The 19332-nt window shown below is 72.6% G+C and carries 15 protein-coding genes; 8 read left to right on the top strand and 7 right to left on the bottom strand.

The window, feature by feature from the left end; translation table 11 throughout:
* From QMZ92_RS29550 to QMZ92_RS29535, 4 genes are all read right to left on the bottom strand, one after another.
* A partial coding sequence (locus tag QMZ92_RS29550) for a 2-oxoglutarate dehydrogenase E1 subunit family protein (RefSeq protein ID WP_283300628.1) occupies positions 1–314 on the bottom strand: 314 nt, incomplete at its 3' end.
* Between the two features lie 287 nt (positions 315–601).
* Positions 602–1699: a sensor histidine kinase gene (locus tag QMZ92_RS29545; RefSeq protein WP_283300627.1), complete on the bottom strand. Its 1098-nt coding sequence runs from the start codon at positions 1697–1699 to the stop codon at positions 602–604.
* The gene (locus tag QMZ92_RS29540; protein ID WP_283300626.1) at positions 1696–2439 is read right to left on the bottom strand and encodes a response regulator transcription factor; all 744 of its coding nucleotides are present in this window, start codon (positions 2437–2439) and stop codon (positions 1696–1698) included. The genes QMZ92_RS29545 and QMZ92_RS29540 overlap by 4 nt, the downstream gene beginning before the upstream one ends.
* An 83-nt stretch (positions 2440–2522) precedes the next feature.
* The gene (locus tag QMZ92_RS29535) at positions 2523–3218 is read right to left on the bottom strand and encodes a spermidine synthase family protein (protein ID WP_283300625.1); all 696 of its coding nucleotides are present in this window, start codon (positions 3216–3218) and stop codon (positions 2523–2525) included.
* A gap of 93 nt (positions 3219–3311) precedes the next feature.
* On the opposite strand from QMZ92_RS29535, the gene QMZ92_RS29530 reads away from it, so the two are divergent.
* Together QMZ92_RS29530 and lon are read left to right on the top strand one after the other, a co-directional pair.
* The gene (locus QMZ92_RS29530; protein WP_283300632.1) at positions 3312–3497 is read left to right on the top strand and encodes a hypothetical protein; all 186 of its coding nucleotides are present in this window, start codon (positions 3312–3314) and stop codon (positions 3495–3497) included.
* 1027 nt (positions 3498–4524) lie between these two features.
* Entirely contained in the window at positions 4525–6927 is a 2403-nt protein-coding gene (gene lon, locus QMZ92_RS29520) for an endopeptidase La (RefSeq protein ID WP_283300624.1), read from the top strand.
* Positions 6928–7189: 262 nt separating this feature from the next.
* Here lon and QMZ92_RS29515 read toward each other — a convergent pair whose 3' ends face one another.
* The gene (locus QMZ92_RS29515; RefSeq protein WP_283300623.1) at positions 7190–8017 is read right to left on the bottom strand and encodes a trypsin-like serine peptidase; all 828 of its coding nucleotides are present in this window, start codon (positions 8015–8017) and stop codon (positions 7190–7192) included.
* A gap of 288 nt (positions 8018–8305) precedes the next feature.
* The gene (locus QMZ92_RS29510) at positions 8306–9337 is read right to left on the bottom strand and encodes a helix-turn-helix domain-containing protein (RefSeq protein ID WP_283300622.1); all 1032 of its coding nucleotides are present in this window, start codon (positions 9335–9337) and stop codon (positions 8306–8308) included.
* 149 nt (positions 9338–9486) lie between these two features.
* Here QMZ92_RS29510 and QMZ92_RS29505 point away from each other — a divergent pair, with 149 nt between their 5' ends.
* The gene (locus QMZ92_RS29505; protein ID WP_283300621.1) at positions 9487–12315 is read left to right on the top strand and encodes a M4 family metallopeptidase; all 2829 of its coding nucleotides are present in this window, start codon (positions 9487–9489) and stop codon (positions 12313–12315) included.
* A gap of 355 nt (positions 12316–12670) precedes the next feature.
* Complete coding sequence (locus QMZ92_RS29500) at positions 12671–13165, top strand: MarR family winged helix-turn-helix transcriptional regulator (protein WP_502962167.1); 495 nt, start codon at positions 12671–12673, stop codon at positions 13163–13165.
* A gap of 47 nt (positions 13166–13212) precedes the next feature.
* Here the strand turns inward: QMZ92_RS29500 and QMZ92_RS29495 are convergent, their stop codons facing one another.
* Positions 13213–14025 carry a protein phosphatase 2C domain-containing protein gene (locus QMZ92_RS29495; protein WP_283300631.1) on the bottom strand — a complete coding sequence of 271 codons (813 nt, stop codon included), beginning with the start codon at positions 14023–14025 and terminating at the stop codon, positions 13213–13215.
* 371 nt (positions 14026–14396) lie between these two features.
* Here QMZ92_RS29495 and QMZ92_RS29490 point away from each other — a divergent pair, with 371 nt between their 5' ends.
* The 4 genes from QMZ92_RS29490 to QMZ92_RS29475 are packed head-to-tail and all read left to right on the top strand — an operon-like array spanning position 14397 to position 19285.
* Complete coding sequence (locus QMZ92_RS29490) at positions 14397–17765, top strand: sensor histidine kinase (RefSeq protein ID WP_283300619.1); 3369 nt, start codon at positions 14397–14399, stop codon at positions 17763–17765.
* On the top strand, positions 17762–18244 hold the full coding sequence (locus tag QMZ92_RS29485; protein ID WP_283300618.1) for a roadblock/LC7 domain-containing protein: 483 nt from the start codon (positions 17762–17764) through the stop codon (positions 18242–18244). The genes QMZ92_RS29490 and QMZ92_RS29485 overlap by 4 nt, the downstream gene beginning before the upstream one ends.
* Complete coding sequence (locus QMZ92_RS29480; protein ID WP_283300617.1) at positions 18241–18681, top strand: DUF742 domain-containing protein; 441 nt, start codon at positions 18241–18243, stop codon at positions 18679–18681. Before QMZ92_RS29485 ends, QMZ92_RS29480 begins: the two co-directional genes overlap by 4 nt.
* The gene (locus QMZ92_RS29475) at positions 18662–19285 is read left to right on the top strand and encodes a GTP-binding protein (RefSeq protein WP_283300616.1); all 624 of its coding nucleotides are present in this window, start codon (positions 18662–18664) and stop codon (positions 19283–19285) included. The genes QMZ92_RS29480 and QMZ92_RS29475 overlap by 20 nt, the downstream gene beginning before the upstream one ends.
* Positions 19286–19332: the final 47 nt, after the last annotated feature.

Below are 19332 nucleotides of genomic sequence, written 5' to 3'. Positions count from 1 at the left end.
GGGGCGGCAGGCGCCTGGGCCGGCGCTGCGGGTGCCTGGGCGGCGGGGGCCGCGGGAGCCGGAGCCTGTGCGGTGCCCGGCGTCTCGGTGGCCGTCGCGGCCGACGGCGCGGTCTCGCCGGCGGCCCCGCCGCCCGGCTTGTAGTCGGCGAAGAAGTCCCACCAGGCGCGGTCGACCGAATTCGGGTCCTGGAGGTACTGCTGGTAGATCTCGTCGACGAGCCACTCATTGGCCCCGAACGCGGCGGCGGGGTTCTTCCCCTGCCCGTCGGGGTCGGTCGAAGTACTCGAGTTACTGGGGGACTGAGACGACACGGCGGCAACCGCCCTCTTCCGCTTCACAAGGTGATGGACAGCGGAAATAAAGGCTACGCCTACCCGGCGGGGAGGTGCAGGCCGGGCGTGGTCATCGTCGCCTAAGTCACACCTGACAGCCGGTTTCGACGTAGGAAATGGCGGGAAACAAACGTGGTTTCCCTACGGACTGGGTGCAGCGGAACACGGCTGCGGCCGCGAGGGCCGCACCCCTGTCCTGCTCCCCGGACACATGGACGCAGGACGCGCCTGTCCGGTTCACCACGGGCTTCGCTCCTCTTCGAACCCTACGTCAACCCGCGCGACGCGGGGTTTCCCGGAAGAGTGACCCGGATGCGGCAGCCTCGTGTCGATTCGGCCACGCCGATGCGGCCGCCGTGCAACTCCACCGCCCAGCGCGCGATGGCCAGGCCCAGACCGGTGCCTCCGTCACTGCCCGAGCCCTGCTTCGACGGGGCGCTGCCCCGGTTGAAGCGCTCGAAGACCTTGTGCCATTCGGACTCGGGGATCCCGGGACCTTCGTCCTGGACCTCGAGGTCCAGGGACTCGGCCTGGAGGCCCCGTCGGGCACGGACCGTGACCCTGCCGTGCGGAGGGGAGTGCTTGACCGCGTTGTCGATGAGATTCGCCACGACCTGGTGCAGCCGCTCGGCGTCCGCGTGCGCGGTCAGCTCGGGCGGGAACACGTCCAGGTGCAGATGGACGTCCTTGCGGGTGTGGCTGCCGGATCCGGAGGACAGCCTGCGCTGCCCGGCGGCCAGGTTGGCCTCCTTCAGAACCCCGGACAGATAGGGCCAGACCTCGAAGGGCCGGGCCTTGAGCGTCACGACGCCGTTGTCCAGCCGGGAGAGGTCGAGCAGCGTCTCGACCAGCCGGGACAGCCGCTCCGTCTGCTTCAGCGCGGTGCGCATCGTCTCGGGGTCGGCCGCCGAGACGCCGTCCACGACGTTCTCCAGCACCGCGCGCAGCGCCGCGATGGGCGTGCGCAGCTCGTGCGAGACATTGGCGACCAGCTCCTTGCGGTGCTGGTCCACGGCCTCCAGGTCGTCCGCCATGCGGTTGATCGTGGAGGCGAGGTCGCCCAGCTCGTCGCGGCGGCCGTCGCCCCGCACCCGGCGGGTGAAGTCGCCGTGGGAGATCGACTTCGCGACGGTGTTCATCTCGTCCAGCGGAGCGGTCAGCCCGTGCGCCACGAACTGGGTGATCAGCAGCGTGGTGATCATGGCGAAGACCGTGATGTAGCGCAGCTCCGCCCCGGTGCGGAAGGCGACCAGCGCCAGCCCGGTCGTGATCAGCACGGCCGCGACGACCAAGGCGCCGAGTTTGGTCTTGATCGAGATCTCCACCGCCCCCAGCCGGGACCGGAGCCGGCTCCGCCGGATCATGGCGCCGGGGTCTCCAGGGCGTACCCGACACCGTGCACGGTACGGATCCGCTCGGCGCCGATCTTGCGGCGCAGCGCCTTGATGTGGCTGTCGACCGTGCGGGTGCCGGAGGCGTCCGCCCAGTCCCAGACCTCGGCGAGCAGCTGCTCGCGGGAGAGGACCGCTCGCGGGGTGTTGGCCAGGCACACGAGCAGGTCGAACTCGGTAGGCGTGAGGTGCACGTCCTCGTTCCGGACGCGGACGCGGCGCTGGGCGTGGTCGATCTCCAGCTCACCGAGGCGCAGGATGCCGCTGCGGGGCGTCACGGCGGCCAGCGCGGCGCGCTCCACCCGGCGGAGCAGGACGTGCACCCGGGCGGCCAGTTCGCGCATGGAGAACGGCTTGGTCATGTAGTCGTCGGCACCCACGCCGAGCCCGACCAGCATGTCGGTCTCGTCGTCGCGGGCGGTGAGCATCAGCACCGGGACGGGCCGCTGTGCCTGCACCCGGCGGCACACCTCGAGGCCGTCGAAGCCGGGCAGCATCACGTCGAGGATCATCAGGTCCGGCTGCCAGGCCTCCGCGGCGTCGACCGCCGCGGGGCCGTCGTTCGCGGTCTGGACGAGGAAGCCCTCGGCGCGCAGACGGGCCGAGATGGCGTCGACGATGGTGGTGTCGTCCTCGACCACCAGCACCCGGCGCTGGGTACTTCCGGTCGGCTGTGCCGCCGCGCCGTTGCTGCTGGTGTGTGTCTGCTCCATCGCCCCGCCCCTGTCGCGCACTGCGAGCTGCGTGTAGATCGGTGTGTCAGGTAGGCAGCGTAAAGGCACCGACCAGGTCCCGGCTACGCAGGGCGAACTGCCAGGTGGACCACGTCAGGTACGCCTCGGGCAACCCGGATCTCTTCGGTTCTTACCCCGCTGAATCCGGCATTCCGCAATGAGTCCTCGAAATTCCGGGAAGGCTGCGCCGACCAGACGGCGAGGACGCCTCCGGGGTTCAAGCACCGTGCACAGGCGGCCAGTCCGACCGGCGAGTAGAGGCTGCCGTTGTCCTCGGTGACGGTCCAGTCCGGGCCGTTGTCGATGTCGAGGCAGAGCGCGTCATACGTGTCCGAAGCGTTATGGAGGTACCCCACGAGGTCCGTGTGCAGGACGGTGGTGCGCGGATCGGCCAGTGCCGCGGCGGAGATGCGCTCCAGCGGGCCCGACGTGTGCCAGTCGATGATCGCCTGTTCCCGCTCGGCGACGGCGATCCGGGACCAGCCGGGTTCGGCGGCCGCGCGGGCCAGGGAGAAGCCGACCCCCAGTCCGCCGATCAGCACGGACGGGTCCGGCCGGCCGCCGAGGGCCTCGTACGCGGCGTCCATGAGGAGCCGCTCGGAGCGGCCGTCCGATGTGTCCATCAGGAAGCAGCCGTTGGCGATGATCTCGTGGATCTCCCCGTCGGGGCCGCCGCGTTCGCGCAGGACGACTTCGCCGTACGGCCCTGAGCGCCGGTCGAGGGTCCGTGGGGCGGCGGCTTGGCTGAGAGGCTCCATGGCCCCCCAGGCTAAGGGCTGCCCCGCAATCCCCGGGGAACCAGCGCGCGGCGTCGGACGCGGTGCATCGCAAGGCGGGGAGGTCTGTGGGTCATGGCCGGGCGGCTGCCGGAGACCTCGCTGCACCGGCTCGACTACGGCATCAGCTTCGGTCTGCTGGCGGACGTCGGCGCACTGACCGCTCTGTTCCGGCCAATTCCGGGGGCCTCCCCGCTCGCGGGCGTGTCGTTGCTCCTGGCGCTGGACCTGCTCGCCTACGAGGACCCGCTGGGCAACTGAGGCCATCCCCTGGCCCTGCTCTCCGGTCTGGCGAGCCGCCCGCTGGTGCGCCGGCGGGCACGTGCTCGTGACACCGCCGCAGGGAGCGCCGCCCCCGGGGGAGGTGAGGACCGCTGAGCCCGGTGTACGGGGCCGCGGCTCCGTGCACCCGTGGGGAGGGCGGGGCGGAGGGGGAGCGGAGGACCCGCGGCTGCCCGTGCCCCTCAGGCCGTCGGCGCCGGGCCGGCCGGCCCGGCGCCGAGGACGGCCGTGGCGGCGCGTAGTACACGCTGACCAGCGGGGCGATCACTCGCCACCCCTGCGACTCGTGGAGCGCCCGCCCGTCGGGTGTGCCTCCGAGCACACCGGAGGTGGCGCCCCGCTCGGCGGCCGCGTGCTGCAGTGTGCGCATCACCAGCGAGCCCAGCCCTGCGCCGGTGCTCGGCGGCCGTCTCGACCTGGTCGACGACGGCCGTGGTGCCGGCCGTGGCGCTCTGCCCACGGGCGGCGAAGGCGCCGTCCGGGGCCGCGATCAGGACACGTGTGACGCGGTCCCTCGTCCAGGCGGGCAGCCGGTGCCCTTCCGGCGCGGCGGGCGGTGGCGTGGTCCGCCGCTGAAGGGACGTCGTCATCAGGAAGCCGGGCTCGTCGGGCGCCCAGTCCGGCCCCAGCCACTCCAGGACCCGTCCCTCCTCCTCGAACACTTTGAGCCACCTGCCGGGCGTCCCGGCCGAAGCGGCGACCTTGCGGCCGCGGCCTCGCTGTTGTCGGTGAGCACATGGCGTGTCGTGTGCCGGGGAAGCCCCACGTCCACCGTGAGCCCCCAGGGCTCGGCGACCGGTTCGGCCGCCCCGTGGGAGACGACCCAGCCGTCCACCCGGGCCCGGATGGCCTGCGTAATAGGTGTGGATGCCATGCACCTATTACATCCAGTCGGGCGCCGTGGGTGGCAGGTGGTATCGCTCACGGCGAACGCCCCCGGGGGAACATCGGCGACTCGCTTTGCATTGAGTCCGTGTAACTCAACTTGACTGCCGAAGGGGAGATCATGGCTTCGACGTCCACACCGCTCACCCTGCCCGTGCTGCCACTCGACGACGAGGTCGTGCTGCCGGGGATGGTGGTACCGCTCGACCTGTCGGACAACGACGTACGAGCCGCGGTGGAAGCCGCCCAGGCGGCAGCCCGAGCGGAGCCCGGGAAGCCGCGGGTGCTGCTCGTCCCCCGGATCGACGGCACCTACGCCGCGACCGGTGTGCTCGGCACCGTCGAGCAGGTGGGACGGCTTTCCGACGGAGACCCGGGCGCCCTGATCAGGGGCCACAGCCGGGTACGCGTCGGGGCCGGCACGACCGGCCCCGGTGCCGCCCTCTGGATCCACGGCACCCTCATCGACGAGACCCTGCCCGACCCGCTGCCGGGCTCGGTCACCGAGCTCGTGAAGGAGTACAAGGCCCTCGCCACCAGCTGGCTGCGCAAGCGCGGAGCCTGGCAGGTCGTGGACCGTGTCCAGCAGATCGACGACGTTCCCGCGCTCGCCGACAACGCCGGCTACTCGCCCTTCCTGAGCATCGCGCAGAAGGTCGAGCTGCTGGAGACCAGCGACCCGGTCGTCCGGCTCAGGCTCGCCACCGAGCAGCTCCGTGAGCACCTCGCCGAGCAGGACGTGGCCGAGTCCATCGCCAAGGACGTCCAGGAGGGCGTCGACAAGCAGCAGCGCGAGTTCCTGCTGCGCCGCCAGCTGGACGCCGTGCGCAAGGAGTTGCGCGAGCTGGGCGGCGAGTCCGACGGCGACGAGCCCGACGACTACCGTGCGCGCGTCGAGGCCGCGGAACTCCCGGAGAACGTCCGCGAGGCCGCCTTCAAGGAGGTCGAGAAGCTCGAGCGGTCCAGCGACCAGAACCCCGAGGGCTCCTGGATCCGCACCTGGCTCGACACCGTCCTCGAACTGCCGTGGAACGAACGCACGGAGGACGCGTACGACATCCTGGGCGCCAAGGCGGTCCTGGACGCCGAGCACGCCGGCCTGGAAGACGTGAAGGAACGGATCATCGAGTACCTGGCGGTCCGCAAGCGGCGCTCCGACCGCGGGCTCGGCGTGGTCGGCGGCCGGCGCGGCGGCGCGGTCCTCGCGCTCGTCGGCCCGCCCGGCGTCGGGAAGACCTCGCTCGGCGAGTCCGTCGCCCGTGCGATGGGGCGTGAGTTCGTCCGTGTCGCGCTCGGCGGCGTCCGGGACGAGGCCGAGATCCGCGGCCACCGGCGCACCTACGTCGGCGCGCTGCCCGGCCGGATCGTCCGTGCCGTCAAGGAGGCCGGGTCCATGAACCCGGTGGTCCTCCTCGACGAGATCGACAAGGTGGGCTCCGATTTCCGCGGGGACCCGGCGGCGGCGCTGCTCGAGGTCCTGGACCCGGCGCAGAACCACACGTTCCGCGACCACTACCTGGAGGTCGAGCTCGACCTGTCGGACGTGGTCTTCCTGGCCACGGCCAACGTCCTGGAGGCCATCCCGGAGGCGCTGCTCGACAGGATGGAGCTGGTCAGGCTCGACGGCTACACCGAGGACGAGAAGGTCGTCATCGCCCGCGACCACCTGCTTCCGCGCCAGCTGGAGCGGGCCGGTCTGGAACCGGGCGAGGTGACGCTCGACGAGTCCGCGCTGCGCAGGCTGGCGGGCGAGTACACCCGCGAGGCGGGCGTGCGGAACCTCGAGCGCGCGGTCGCCAGGCTGCTGCGGAAGGTCGCGGCCCAGCACGAACTGGGCGAGCGCGCACTTCCGTTCACGGTCACCGACGGCGAACTCCGCGCGCTGATCGGCCGCCCGCACCACGTGCCCGAGTCCGCCCAGGACCCGGCCGAGCGCCGCACCGCGGTGCCGGGCGTGGCCACGGGGCTCGCGGTCACCGGCGCCGGGGGCGACGTCCTGTACGTCGAGGCGTCGCTGGCCGACCCGGAGACCGGCGCCTCCGGACTGACCCTGACCGGTCAGCTCGGCGACGTCATGAAGGAGTCCGCACAGATCGCGCTGAGCTTCCTCCGCTCGCACGGCGCGGAACTGGAGCTGCCCGTCGGAGATCTGAAGGACCGCGGCGTGCACATCCACTTCCCGGCGGGTGCGGTCCCGAAGGACGGGCCGAGCGCGGGCATCACGATGACGGCCGCGCTGGCGTCGCTGCTCTCCGGGCGGCTGGTCCGCACGGACGTGGCGATGACCGGTGAGGTGTCGCTGACCGGACGGGTGCTGCCCATCGGCGGCGTGAAGCAGAAGCTGCTCGCCGCGCACCGTGCCGGGATCACCACCGTCGTGATCCCCAAGCGCAACGAGGCCGATCTGGACGACGTCCCCGCCGAGGTCCTGGAGAAGCTGGAGGTCCACCCCGTGACGGACGTCCGCCAGGTCCTGGAGATCGCCCTGTCCCCGGCCGAGGTGCCGGTGCCGGCCGCGGCGTGAGCCGCGGGGCACGGCCCTTCACAGGGTCGCCGTACACGGGCCAGCTCCCGCGGGCCCGTGTACGGCGACCGCCGTTTCCGGGCCCCGCGCCGGGACCGGAGGTCTGGCCCTTGAGCGGGAGGGGCGTGCGCGTCGGGGCGGTGCGGCCCGTTCAGTGGGCGGGCTGTCCGCCCCGGGGTCGGTTCGGCTCGCTGCGTGGGCAGCGGTGTCCGCCCCGGCCGCCGCTCATTCCGTCTCAACGGGCGGGGCCCGCTCACTCCGTTCAACGGCCGGGACCTGCCGGCACCCGCACGCGGGCCGCCTTGTCGTAGAGGGCCCGGGCCCGTGCGCCGAACAGCACCGCCGTCGACTCCGTGTCCGTGTCTCCCCCGCTCAGCACGCCGATCACCCGCCCGGGCCGGGCCGGATCGACGTGGTCCGCCAGCCAGGGGCTGCCGCTCGTACCGTCCCAGAAGCCCGCGCACTCGATCCGGAGCATCTCCGGGGGCTGGTCGGCGTCGTGGCGGGCGTCGGTGGTGCAGGCGATGGGACGGTGGGCCGGGTTGTGGTCGGCGTTCGGGTAGCCGACGACGGTGACCCGCCGGTCCGGCCCGGACATCCACTCGGGCCTGGCCGCGCCCACCACGTCCTGCACCTGCCGCCCCCGCGCGTCCGGCTCCAGCGCCAGAAAGGCGTAGTCGTACGCCTCGTCGCCGTCCTTGAGCCAGCGGTCGTCCACCTGGACCGCGGCGACCCTCCACGTGCCGTGCGGGGACGCGCCCTCACCGCTGCCCCGGAAGCCGGGTGCGAACGAGAAGTCGCTGGCGTACGTCCCGTACTCGAACACGCAGTGCGCGGCGGTGGCGACGACATTGCCGTGCGGGCTGTCGACGACACTCGCCGTGCACCAGTGGTCCTCGTCGTCGAGCAGCACGCCCACCCAGTCCAGTCCCGCGGAGGGGACGGCCGACGTCTGCGGTGAGGGCCCCGCGGCCGGCGGGCGTGGTCCGGCGGTCGCGCGCGGTGTCGCCGAGTGCGACGGTGCGGCGCACGCGGCCGCGGCGGTGAGCACCACCGCCGCCGACCACAGCAGCGGCCTGTTCCTGAGCATGGCACCGTCCTTGAGCAACTTCCCGCGGTCTCCGTCGTTGTCGCATCCGGCCCCGCCGTCCAGCCGGCTCCGGTGTTCCCCCACCGAGCCGTGCCCGACCGGCACCACGTCAGGATGCCCGGAGCGCCACAGGGACGGCAGTCATGCCGCCGGGGCCGGAAGAAGGGAACGGGGCAGAGGGCGGCCGGCACGCGTTGCCGCGTCGAACGCCGCCTCGTCCCCGGCGCTCCGGTCCGACGGCACGGCGGTCGGCGGCAGCACCGGTTCCGAGCGGCTTCCGGCACACCGTCACGAGCCGTCGAGCCAGCCCCGCAGGGTCGCCCGGGCCCCGGCCTGGAAGCGGGTCTCGGCGCCGAGCGACTCCAGCAGCCTGCTGATCCGCCGCCGTGCGGTGTGCACATGGACGCCCAGCCGGCGTGCGATCGCCTCGTCCTTGAGCCCGGCCGCCAGCAGGGCCAGCAGTTCCCTCTGCTCGGCGGGCAGCGCCCCGCCCGCCGGTGGAGGCTCCGGGGGCAGCGCCCCGTCCGCCGGGGCCGCCCGGTCCCACACCGTCTCGAAGAGCGGCACGAGCGCGTGGCGCAGCAGCGCGTCCCCGACCACCAGCGCGGACGCCCGGGGGTCCGCCGCGTCCCCCGGGAGCAGCAGGGCGGTCCGCCGGTCGACGGCGATCAGCCGGGTCGGTACGGCCGGGGCGACCCGGGCCCGAAGCCCCCGCTCCACCAGCGCGTCGAGCGTCCGGACGCGCTCCGGCGCGGCGAGACCGTCCCGGTCCAGGACGGCCCGTACGCTCACCCCCCGGTCCAGCAGTCCCCCGATGCCGGACCCCGGCATGCGGAAGGTCCCGTATCCCGGTCGGCCCCTGACGTACGGCGGGCGGTCCAGGACGACCACTTCGCGTTCCGCGGACGCGAGCAGGTCGTCGGCACGCTCCCCGATCTCGCGCTGCCCCGTGATCACTTCGATGCCGCTCCCCGGAACGGCCGGTGCTCCCGCCGTCAGCCGCCCCGCCAGTTGATCGGCGGTCATCCGTAATCGCTCCAGTTCGGCCGATTTCATGTGCAGTTCGGCCTGGCGGCGGTGGATGAGGGTGCGGATCGCGGCGGCCGGTGCGGCCGGACGGGGCAGCGTCCCGCCCCCGCGCGGCGGCAGCGCGAGCCCGTGCTCCACGAGCCGGTGGAGCGCCGCGTCCACCTCGTCCCTCGGCAGCCGGAGGTGCAGGGCCAGGTCCTCGGCACCCTCCGCCCGTTCCTCCAGCAGGGCTTCGTACGCGCGCTCCTCGGTCGCCCCCAAACCGAGGTAGTGCAACTCCGCCTCGATCATGCGGGGATTCTCACTCCGCCTTCACAGAGCACACAAGTGGGCATGTCCACTTCTCAACGCACCCGCCGCATTGATCGGTTGGCGCCTCACGGGTTGCATGGCCATGACCACCTGAACCGGCTTACCAGCACGTGGGAGGGGTACGTACTGTGCGCAAGCCCAGGCACAACCAGGCAAGACCGGCACTCGGCGTCACCAGGGGGACAGGGGCCGCGGCGCTCCTGGCCGCTGCCGGTCTCCTGATCACCGCGGTCCCGGCCCAGGCGGCGACCCCGCCGCCGGCACCGCCCGTCGAGGTCGTCCCCGGGGAGGACACCGCGACACCCGCTCTCGTCGAGGGGCTGCGCGAGCCCGTGGACGCCAAGGCCGCTCCGGCGGACGCGGCCCGCGGGCACCTCGCGGCCAAGGAGAGCCGCTACCGCATCGCCGAACCGGGACGGGACCTCGCGCCCGTCCGCACGCTGAAGCGCGGCGCGGACGAGACCGTACGGCTCCAGCAGAAGCACCGGGGGGTACCGGTCCTCGGCGGGCAGTACGTGGTGCGGATGGAGACCTCCGGCGGCAAGCGCGTCGTCACCGGCACCTCCGGCAAGTACTTCACGGGGCTGACCACCGGCACCGAGGCCACGGTCGCCGAGGACGTGGCGGTGCGCCGCGCCGTGAGCGCCACCGCGGCCCGGCTCGGCAACTCCCGGCTCACCGAGGCCGACGCCATCCGCAAGGAGGGCGAGAAGTCGCAGAAGGCCCAGGCGCTCACCGGCACCGCGGGCGGCCTCGTCGTCATCCCGCGGGGCGACGGAGTCCTGACCCGCCATGTGACGGTCCGCGGCACGAACCCGGTGACCGGCGAGCCGGTGCTGGAGGAGGTGTACGTCGACGCGCGGTCCGGGTTCCCGGTGCTGCAGTACAGCGGCATCAAGTCCGTCACCGGGCCGATGGCCGCGTCCGCCCGGGCCGCCCGGGCGGACGCCGCGGCCGACGAGCCCGCGGCCCCCGCCGCCAAGGGCAGCGGCCTGCGCCTGGACGGCGCCAGGGTCGACCTGGAGCTCAGCCTCGACGCGGCGACCGGCCGGTACGGCATGATCGACCACGCCCGCATGGCCGACACCAGCAAGAACACCCTCAGCACCTGGGACGCCTCCAGCCAGGACGTCGGCGACGTCTCGGGCCAGTGGCCCAGCGGCATCAAGGTGTTCGAGTCCGCGACCGCCGAGTTCGGCAAGGCGGCCACCGAAGCGGGCGCCGTCGACGCGCACTGGGCGGCCGGACAGGTCTACGACTACTACAAGAAGCAGCACGGCCGGGACGGGCTCGACGGCCGGGGTTCCACCGTGAACTCGCTGGTCGGCGTGACCCTCTTCGGAGGCTCGTACGTCAACGCCTTCTGGGACGGCCAGAAGATGGTGTACGGCTCGGGTGACGAGGAGTTCAAGCCGCTCTCCGCCGATCTGGACGTCGTGGGCCACGAGATGACCCACGGAGTGGTGGAGAACACGGCCAACCTCGTCTACGCCGGCCAGTCCGGCGCGCTGAACGAGGCCGTCGCCGACTACTTCGGCAACGCGATCGACGTCACCGCCTCCGGGCGGTCCATGGACGACCCGGACGCGGGCCTCATCGGCGAGGACCTGTGCCGCACCAAGAGCGCGCGGGACTGCGCCCTGCGAGACCTCGACGACGGTGCCACCACCTCGAAGAACTTCCTCGGGGTGACGTTCGGCACCGACAACGGCGGCGTCCACCTCAACTCCACCGTATTCTCGGGGGCGCTGTGGGACATGCGCCAGGATCTCGGAGGAGAACTCGCCGACCGGATCGTGTACAAGGCGCTGTCCGAGTACATGACACCGCTCGACGGCTTCACCGAGGGCCGCAACGCGGTGCTGGCCGCGGCGAAGGACCTCGGCGTCACCGCGAAGCAGCGGAACGTGGTGAAACGGTCCTTCAGCGCCCACGGCATCGTGCCCGGCTGGGAGGACGCGCTCGGTGTCGACACCGACCAGCTCCTCGGCAAGCTGAACATCAGCGGCACGGGAGTCCAGGCCGGCGGCGGCTGGTGGACCGCGTCGCAGTCCAACGACGACGGCTCCGAGCCCTACTCGGTCTACGCGGGCCGGGCGGACGGCTCCGGCCATCCGAAGCTGATCAGCCCGAACGACGGGCGCTTCCACGTGTACCCGGCTACGGACGGCAAGAACGTCGTCTGGGTGGCGTACGGCACCACGAGCCTGGACATCCTCTCCCGTCCGCTCGCCGGCGGCCCCATCAAGAAGCTGTACACCTCGACCAGCGACATCTCAGGGCTGCGGGTCGAGAACGGCGTCGTGGTCTTCGAGAGCTTCGGCCTCTTCGGCGACCGGCACGTCGCCTACCTCCGGCCCGGCGACACCCGGCCCACCTACGCCGACGGCGGCAGCCTCTTCCTGGCCACGGCGCTCCCGTCGATCTCGCAGGGCAGGATCGCCTACGCCAAGCTCTACCCGGGTGAGACCGGCTACCTGCTCGGCGTCGAGGTCCTGGACCTGAAGACCGGCACCAAGACGCTGACGGGGCAGCTCGGCGAGCCCCAGAGCCTCGGCCAGACCGGCATCAACGGCAAGCACGTCTTCTGGCTGACCGACGAGAACCTCAACGACACCGGCCAGACGGGTGTGCGCCGCGCGGATCTCGACGGGGGCAACGTCTACGACATCGCCCCCGAGGCGAAGCCGCGGGCACTGCACGGCGTCGACCTGACCGTGTCCGAGGACGCCGTCACCGTCAGCAGCCAGACGCCCGACACCCAGTGGCGCAACGAGACGCTGTCGAAGCTGTGGCAGCTGACCACGGACGGCAGCCGGCTGGAGCGCGTCTCCTGCAACCGCGGTGAGCAGATCTCGCCCGCCGCGGTGTCCGGCAGGCAGGTCGTGTGGCTGGACGGCACGACCGGCTTCACGGACCTGGTCACCCGCACCCGCCCCGCGGGCCGCTGCGGCTGATCGATCCCGTTGACCGGAGCCCCCGGTGCGGCGCTGCCGCACCGGGGGCTCCGCGCGCGGACCGCCGCTTCCCGGCCGGACGGGACTTTCAGGACACGCTCCGGGGGCGGCAGGTCCGGGGTCGGGCCGTCGGTGAGCGCCCCGACGCGGTCCGGTTCTCCGGTGCCGTGAGAACCGCGGGTGAGGGGCGGAGGGCGGCGTGGTGCGAACATGTCGGAAATGAAGCCCCGGGCCGGGGGGACGGGGAGCCCGCGCCTGCCGTTGGTCCAGGCCTGCGAAATACTGGACGAGCTGCGGCGACGGCGGCCGCCGAAGGAAACTCTCATCGCCGGGAAAGCGCGCGAAGGGTGCTGACGTGCACGGAAGCGGTACGGGGAACGGACCCGAGCCGAAGGGAGGGAACGGCGTGGACCAGGAGGTCTCTGAATTCCTCGCCCTGGAAAGGGAGTTGGCCGTCTTCCTGCGCCGGGCCCGGGCGAGCTCCGGCGAGATGGCCCGTGAGGTCCATCCCGAACTGGAGCCCGCCGCGTACGGACTGCTCGTACGGCTGGAGGAGTCCGGAGCCCAGCGCGCCACCGATCTCGCCGGCTACTTCGGGGTCGGCAAGGCCACGATGAGCCGGCAGCTACGCGCGCTGGAGGAGCTTGGACTGGTCACCCGCGAGCCCGATCCGGCCGATGGGCGTGCCTCCCTCGTCGCCCTGACCGACGAGGGACTCAGCAGGTTCCGGGCCGTGCGGACGGCCCGGCGCGACCGGTACGTACGGAAGCTGGCCGGCTGGGACCGCGGAGAGGTGGCCGAACTGGCCCGTCTGCTGCACCAGCTCAACGCCCGCTCCGAGGACGGTTGAGGGCTGTCCCGCGGTCCCCGGCCGGTCGCCGGCCCGCCCGGGCGCTTTCAGGCCCGCGGGCCTTCGGTGGCCGGGTCATGAAGCTCCGCGTACACCACCGTCGCGTCGTCGTGGGTCTTCCAGCGCGTCGGCCCGCCCCGCAGCGCGTCCGCGGCCTCCAGCGCCCGAACGCGGCCGACCAGCCCGTTCGGCCCCTCCTTGCGCAGCAGCGCCATGAGGTCGGCCCAGCTCCCCTCCTCGAAGAGGTCGGTCCAGCGGGACGCCCCGTCGGTGAGCGCCGCCACCGCCCGCACCTCCGCGCGCGGGGTCGTGCCGGTGACCGCGTGCACCGCCACCTCCGGGTCCGCGGCCGCCGTGAAGAAGCCGCCGTCCCGGTTGCGCAGGGCGTCCGTCGCGCTGAGTGAGCGGAGAACCTCCCGCGGGATGCGGTCCAGCCGGTCGTCCAGCACGGCGTGCACGAGGCCGTCCGGCGATTCCGTCAGCAGCGTCGAGTCCGAGAGGACCAGGTGCTCGACCGCTTCCGCGCCCCAGCGCACGACGACGACGGTTGCTTGAGGTGTGCGGACGTGAGAAAGGTCACACGTGTCGCGATGTGTGTCGGCGGTGCGCCGAATGGACAGGGCCAGGACCTCGGTCAGGGGCATATCCCTCCGCGAACCGGACAGTTCGAGCAGCGCTCCGCCCAGGCGCGAGGTGAACCAGGGGACGCCGTGCACACAACCGTCGTCGCCGCGGGGCGGCGTCACCCCGTCCAGGACGACCAGCGATCCGCCCTGGCCCGAAGCGGGGAGGGCGAGTGACGCCCAGTCCTCGTTCGGGCGTTCGGCGGTGCCGGGCACGGTGACGAGTTCGAAGCGCATGAGCCCAGTCTGCATGAGCCGACACGATTCCTTCACGAAGCCTGCCAGTGCCTCCAATTGGTCTCCACCACCGGTTCGACCTGGGCCTTCTCAGCGGAATCGACTTCCCGTCGAGCTGCGGGCGGGCATCCTGCCAAAGCCTGGGCCCAAGGTCCAACCGACCCTCCGTTGGGATGGAAAGTGCGATCGCGAATGAGTTGTTTGCCAACTCCGGAGTGATGTTCACTCGTTCGTGTGGCGGAGCGGCCGATGCGCGTCCCCCTCTTGAAGCCGCTGGAATGGTCGTGGACCGTGCCAGGGGTGGGGGACTCTCATGATGACCGGCCGTCACCTCTGCTTCATGGGCGGACGAGTCAGGAATGCGAGCACCGGTGCAGAAGAAGCGGCCTCGGGGCAAGGGCAGCATGGGCAGTACGGCCTCTTCGGGGCCCGTGGCACCTCAGGTGCCCCCGGCGCCCGCGATCCCCTCGGCGACGTCGGACGGCCCTGCGAACCCCGTCCCTCCGGCGTTCACGGAGCCGTCGGTCGAGGCCCGTGCGGCCTCCACCTCCGGGCTCCTCCCCGGCGGACGGCCCGTGCGTGTGCGCCGCCGGCTGGTCGCGGGCGTCGCGGCGGTGACCCTCACGGTCGCGGCGGCCGGTGCTCCGGCGATCCTCCTCGCCTCCGGCGACCTGACCGAGTCCCAGCGGCTCGTCACCCTCGCCGAGCTCAACCGGCAGGCCGTGACCCTGGCCCACTCCCTCGCCGACGAGCGCGACGAGGTCACCGCGTACGTCGCGGCCGGCCGCGAGGACCAGCAGGGCGACAAGAAGGACCGCCGCGAGGTCTCCGCCAACCTCAGCGCCCGCGTCGACCGGCAGATAGACGAGATCCGCGGCAACGTCCCGGCCGCCCACGCGGACCTGCGCCGCGACCTCGGCGCCGTGAACTCCGTCCGGCGCACCGCGCTCACCGGCAAGGGCACCGCACTCGAGGCGCACAAGGCGTACACCGCCGTCGTCGAGGGGCTGCACGCACTCGCCGACGAGCTCGCCGAGAAGACCCCTGCCCGCGCCGCCGACGCCACCCGCGCACCCGCCGCCCTCGGCCACGCCGTCGAGCAGGCGTCCGCCACCCGGGGTCTGCTGCTCGCCGCACTGTCCGTGCCCGGCCCCGCGAGCGACGGCCCCTCCTTCGACCCGATCACGGGACTGCCCGTGGAGAACGAGGACTACGCCGAGTCCGAGGCCGCACGGACCGTCCTGAGCTCCGCCGCACAGCAGGCCCGCGTCCGCGAGCTCGCCGCACTCGCCGACTTCGACCAGGCCGCGAGCGCCGCGGCCCGCGGACAGCTGACCGGCACCGTCACCGGGCCCGACGTCAAGACGGCCGAGTCCTATCTCGCCCGGCTCACCGACCAGCCCGAACTCTCCGAGAAGGACCGCGAGTCCAACCGCGAGAAGGTCGACTCCTCGCTGTCCGCCAGGATCGAGCAGATGCGCGGCGTCGAGTCGGCGCTCGCCTCCGCCCAGGTCGAGCGTCTCGAGCAACTCCGCGACGACGACGTCACCGCCCTGGAACTGCGCATCGCCCTGCTCGGCGGCTGCCTCCTCGTCGTGGTCGGCATCTCCGCCGCCGTCGCCCGCACCCTCACGCGCCCGCTCGCCGTGCTCCGTATCGGCGCCGCCCGCCTCGCCGGCGCGCCCGAGGGCGAGGAACCGATCCGCTTCACCGGCCGCAACGACGAGTTCGCCCAGGTCGTGCGATCCCTCAACACCCTGCACGGCAAACTGGTGGACCTCGCGGCCCGAGGCCGGCACCTGGACGCCGAACACGGGGAACTGGCGGCCGCCCGGGAGGAGTTCGCCGCCCAGCGTGCGGAACTCCGTGAGCGCACCGCCGAGGTCACCGAGCAGCTGGACAAGCTGCGCCGCACCGTGGGCCACACCTTCGTCAACCTCTCCCTGCGCACCCTCGGTCTCGTCGAGCGCCAGCTGGGCGTCATCGAGAGCCTGGAGGAGCGCGAGCAGGACCCGGACCGGCTCGCCACCCTCTTCAAGCTCGACCACATGGCCACGGTGATGCGCCGGCACAGTGAGAACCTGCTGGTCCTCGCCGGTGCCGAGCACGGCCACAGCCACCCCGGCCCGGTCCCGCTGGTCGACGTCATGCGGGCCGCGGTCAGCGAGATCGAACGGTACGAGCGCGTCACCATCCAGTCGCTGCCTTCGCACGCCCATGTCGCGGGGTTCGCCGCGGACGACCTGAGCCACCTCGTGGCGGAACTGCTGGAGAACGCCGCCTCCTTCTCGCCCCCGGACGCCCAGGTCCAGCTCTCCGGATGGCTCCTGGAGAGCGGCGAGATCATGCTCTCCGTCCAGGACGAGGGCATAGGAATGTCCCCCGACCGGCTCAAGGAGCTCAACGCGCGGCTGGCGTCCACCGAGCGGGCCGACGACCTCGACCCCGGTGAGGGCGGCGAGGGGCTGGGGCTGAGGGTGGCCGGTCTGCTCGCCCGCCGCCACGGTGCGCGCGTCCAGCTGCGCGAGCAGAAGGGCGGCGGCATCGCCGCCGTCGTGGTCCTCCCGCAGGGGCTGCTGCCCGAGGGCGCGGCGACCGCCACGAGGCAGACGGCTCCGGTGCCGGGAGCCGGTCCGGTGGTCAACCTTCCCGGCTCGGTCGCGGAGGCCAACTCCAACGCGCTGCCCGGCCGTCGCCCCGCCGTCGGCGATCCGCTGATCGCCGCCGCGGAGAAGGCCGTCCAGGACGCCGGTGCCGGCGATCCGGAGGCCGCGTCCGTCGTACCGCGGACCACGCCCGTCGTGCCGGGCCCCCGGCAGTCGCCGGAGGCGGAGGCCGGGGCGGGCCTGGGCACCGGGGCGACCACGTCCGGCAATGAGACGGGCATGGGCACCAGGGCGACCGCACCCGGCAGCGAGGCGGCCATGGGCACCGGGGCGACCACGTCCGGCACCGGGGCCTTCGAGCCGGAGTCCGGGGCGCCGCCGGTGGGCGGCGCCGCCGAGGCCGTGCCCGAGCGCTCGCCCTTCGCGCCCGAGGCGGGCGCCGGTGCGTACGCGTCGGGCGCTTCCGGGGCCGACCCCCTCCCCGGCCCCGAGGGCTTCACGGCTCCGTCCCGTGCGGGCGCCCCCGCCCCCGACGCCCATGGCGCCGTGCCCGAGCGCTCGCCCTTCGCGCCCGGGCCCACGGACGCTCCGAGCGGCTTCCGGCCCGAGGCCGGTGCCGCCGACGAGGACGCGTACGGGCACGCCGACGAGGACGCCCACACCGACGAGTCCGTCGCCTCCACCCCGGAGACCACGCTCCAGGTCCGGCTGCCCCACCCCACGCCGGAGCCCGACGCCCACGAGCGCGACGAGACGGGGGCGGCCCCCGGCCGCAGGCACGGGGGGAGCGCCGCCGACGGCGCGGACGCCGCCGCACACGAGACGCCGGACACCGGTGCCGGCACGGAGACCACCGCGCCCGCCGACCCCGCGGGGACACCCGAGCCCGTCACCGACAAGGGGCTGCCCAAGAGGACGCCCAAGGTCGTCGCCCCGCTCGGTGGGCAGAAGGGGCGCCGCAGGTCCGTCGACGCCGAGGAACTGCGCCGTCGGCTCGGCGGCTTCCACCAGGGTGCCAAGGACGGCCGCCGCGACGCGGAGGCGGAGCTCGCCGACACCACCCGGACACATGGCACGGAACAGAAGTCGCAGAGCGAGGAATCGGGGGACACCGTCGAGGAGGCACACAGTTGACCGCGACAGGAACTTTCGGGCTGAGCAGTGAGGCCCGTAACCTTCACTGGCTGTTGGGCAACCTCGTCGAGGAGGTACCGGGGGTACGCGCCGTCGCCGTCGTCTCGTCCGACGGGCTGCTCCTGCTCTCCTCCGACCCTGCCCGGAACGCCGCCCCCGCCACGGTACCCCGCCAGGACGGCCCGCGCGGTTCCAGCGCCGACCTCGCCACCATCGTCTCGGGCATCGGCAGCCTCACCATCGGCGCGGCCAAGCTCATGGACGGCGGCGGCGTCAAGCAGACCATGGTCGCGATGGAGGAGGGCAGCCTCTTCGTGATGTCGATCAGCGACGGCTCGCTGCTCGGTGTGGACGCCACCGCGGACTGCGACATGAGCGTCGTCGCGTACCACATGGCGCTCTTCGTGGGCCGCGCCGGGCACGTACTCACCCCCGAAGTCCGCAGTGAGCTGCGCAAATCGTTGGAGAGCGCCAAGTGACGTCCGCCGCCCAACCCGCCCCCAGGCTTCCTGTCCGGGGTGAGGGCAAACGCCCCGCCCGCGTCCGCCCGTACTCGCTCACCGGAGGCCGCACCCGCTTCGGCCACGTGCTCCTCGTCGAGACGTTCGTCGCGGCCCTGGAGTCGGGCGAGGAATGGGGTCTCCCCGCCGCAGGCAGGGGAAGCAGGGAGCTGACGAACGGCAACCTCACGGCCCGTGTGATGCCGGAGATGCGGGCCATCGTCGAACTCTGCCGCCGGATGCGGACGGTCGCCGAGATCTCCGCGCTGCTGAAGATGCCCCTGGGCGTGGTCCGGGTGCTGCTCAGCGACCTCGCCGACCAGGGAAGAATACGCGTGTACGGTACCGGGCACGGCGACGGCCGCCCGGACCGCGCGCTGCTCGAAAGGGTGCTGAGTGGACTCCGCCGTCTCTGACCTCCCCACCGCCCCGGAGGACGAGAACGTACAGGCCTGGCAGAACGACCACACCCGCGCACCGATCGCCACCAAGATCGTTGTCGCGGGGGGCTTCGGCGTGGGCAAGACGACCTTCGTCGGGTCGGTCTCCGAGATCACGCCCCTGCAGACCGAGGCGCTGATGACGCAGGCGAGCGAGGGGACCGACGATCTCACCGCCACGCCCGAGAAGCTCACCACGACCGTCGCGATGGACTTCGGACGGATCACGCTCGACGACGACCTCGTGCTGTACCTCTTCGGCACCCCGGGCCAGCAGAGGTTCTGGTTCATGTGGGACGACCTGGTGCGGGGCGCGATCGGCGCGATCGTGATGGCCGACACCCGGCGGCTGAAGGACTGCTTCCCGGCACTCGACTACTTCGAGAGCTGCGGGATCCCGTACGTCGTCGCCGTCAACCACTTCGAGGGGACCCCGTCCTACGAGGCCGAGGACGTACGGGAGGCCCTGACCGTACCCTCGCACGTCCCGGTTGTGATCATGGACGCACGCAACCGGATCACGGTGATCGAGTCACTGCTCGCACTCGTGGGCCACGCGCTCGACGTCACTCCCGAATAGCCTCCCGTCGTCCCCCGATTCCCGTACGTCTCCATCCCCGTACGTCC

This window comes from Streptomyces sp. HNM0645, assembly GCF_030056615.1.
Taxonomy (GTDB): domain Bacteria; phylum Actinomycetota; class Actinomycetes; order Streptomycetales; family Streptomycetaceae; genus Streptomyces; species Streptomyces marianii.
This window is presented reverse-complemented; position numbering and strand designations above follow the sequence as displayed.

Coding starts and splice junctions, on each gene's coding strand:
- QMZ92_RS29535 (WP_283300625.1), bottom strand. CDS start 3,218: ATGGAGCCTCTCAGCCAAGCCGCCGCCCCACGGACCCTCGACCGGCGC.
- QMZ92_RS29495 (WP_283300631.1), bottom strand. CDS start 14,025: ATGCGCTTCGAACTCGTCACCGTGCCCGGCACCGCCGAACGCCCGAAC.
- QMZ92_RS29530 (WP_283300632.1), top strand. CDS start 3,312: ATGGCCGGGCGGCTGCCGGAGACCTCGCTGCACCGGCTCGACTACGGC.
- QMZ92_RS29515 (WP_283300623.1), bottom strand. CDS start 8,017: ATGCTCAGGAACAGGCCGCTGCTGTGGTCGGCGGCGGTGGTGCTCACC.
- QMZ92_RS29545 (WP_283300627.1), bottom strand. CDS start 1,699: ATGATCCGGCGGAGCCGGCTCCGGTCCCGGCTGGGGGCGGTGGAGATC.
- QMZ92_RS29510 (WP_283300622.1), bottom strand. CDS start 9,337: ATGATCGAGGCGGAGTTGCACTACCTCGGTTTGGGGGCGACCGAGGAG.
- lon (WP_283300624.1), top strand. CDS start 4,525: ATGGCTTCGACGTCCACACCGCTCACCCTGCCCGTGCTGCCACTCGAC.
- QMZ92_RS29540 (WP_283300626.1), bottom strand. CDS start 2,439: ATGGAGCAGACACACACCAGCAGCAACGGCGCGGCGGCACAGCCGACC.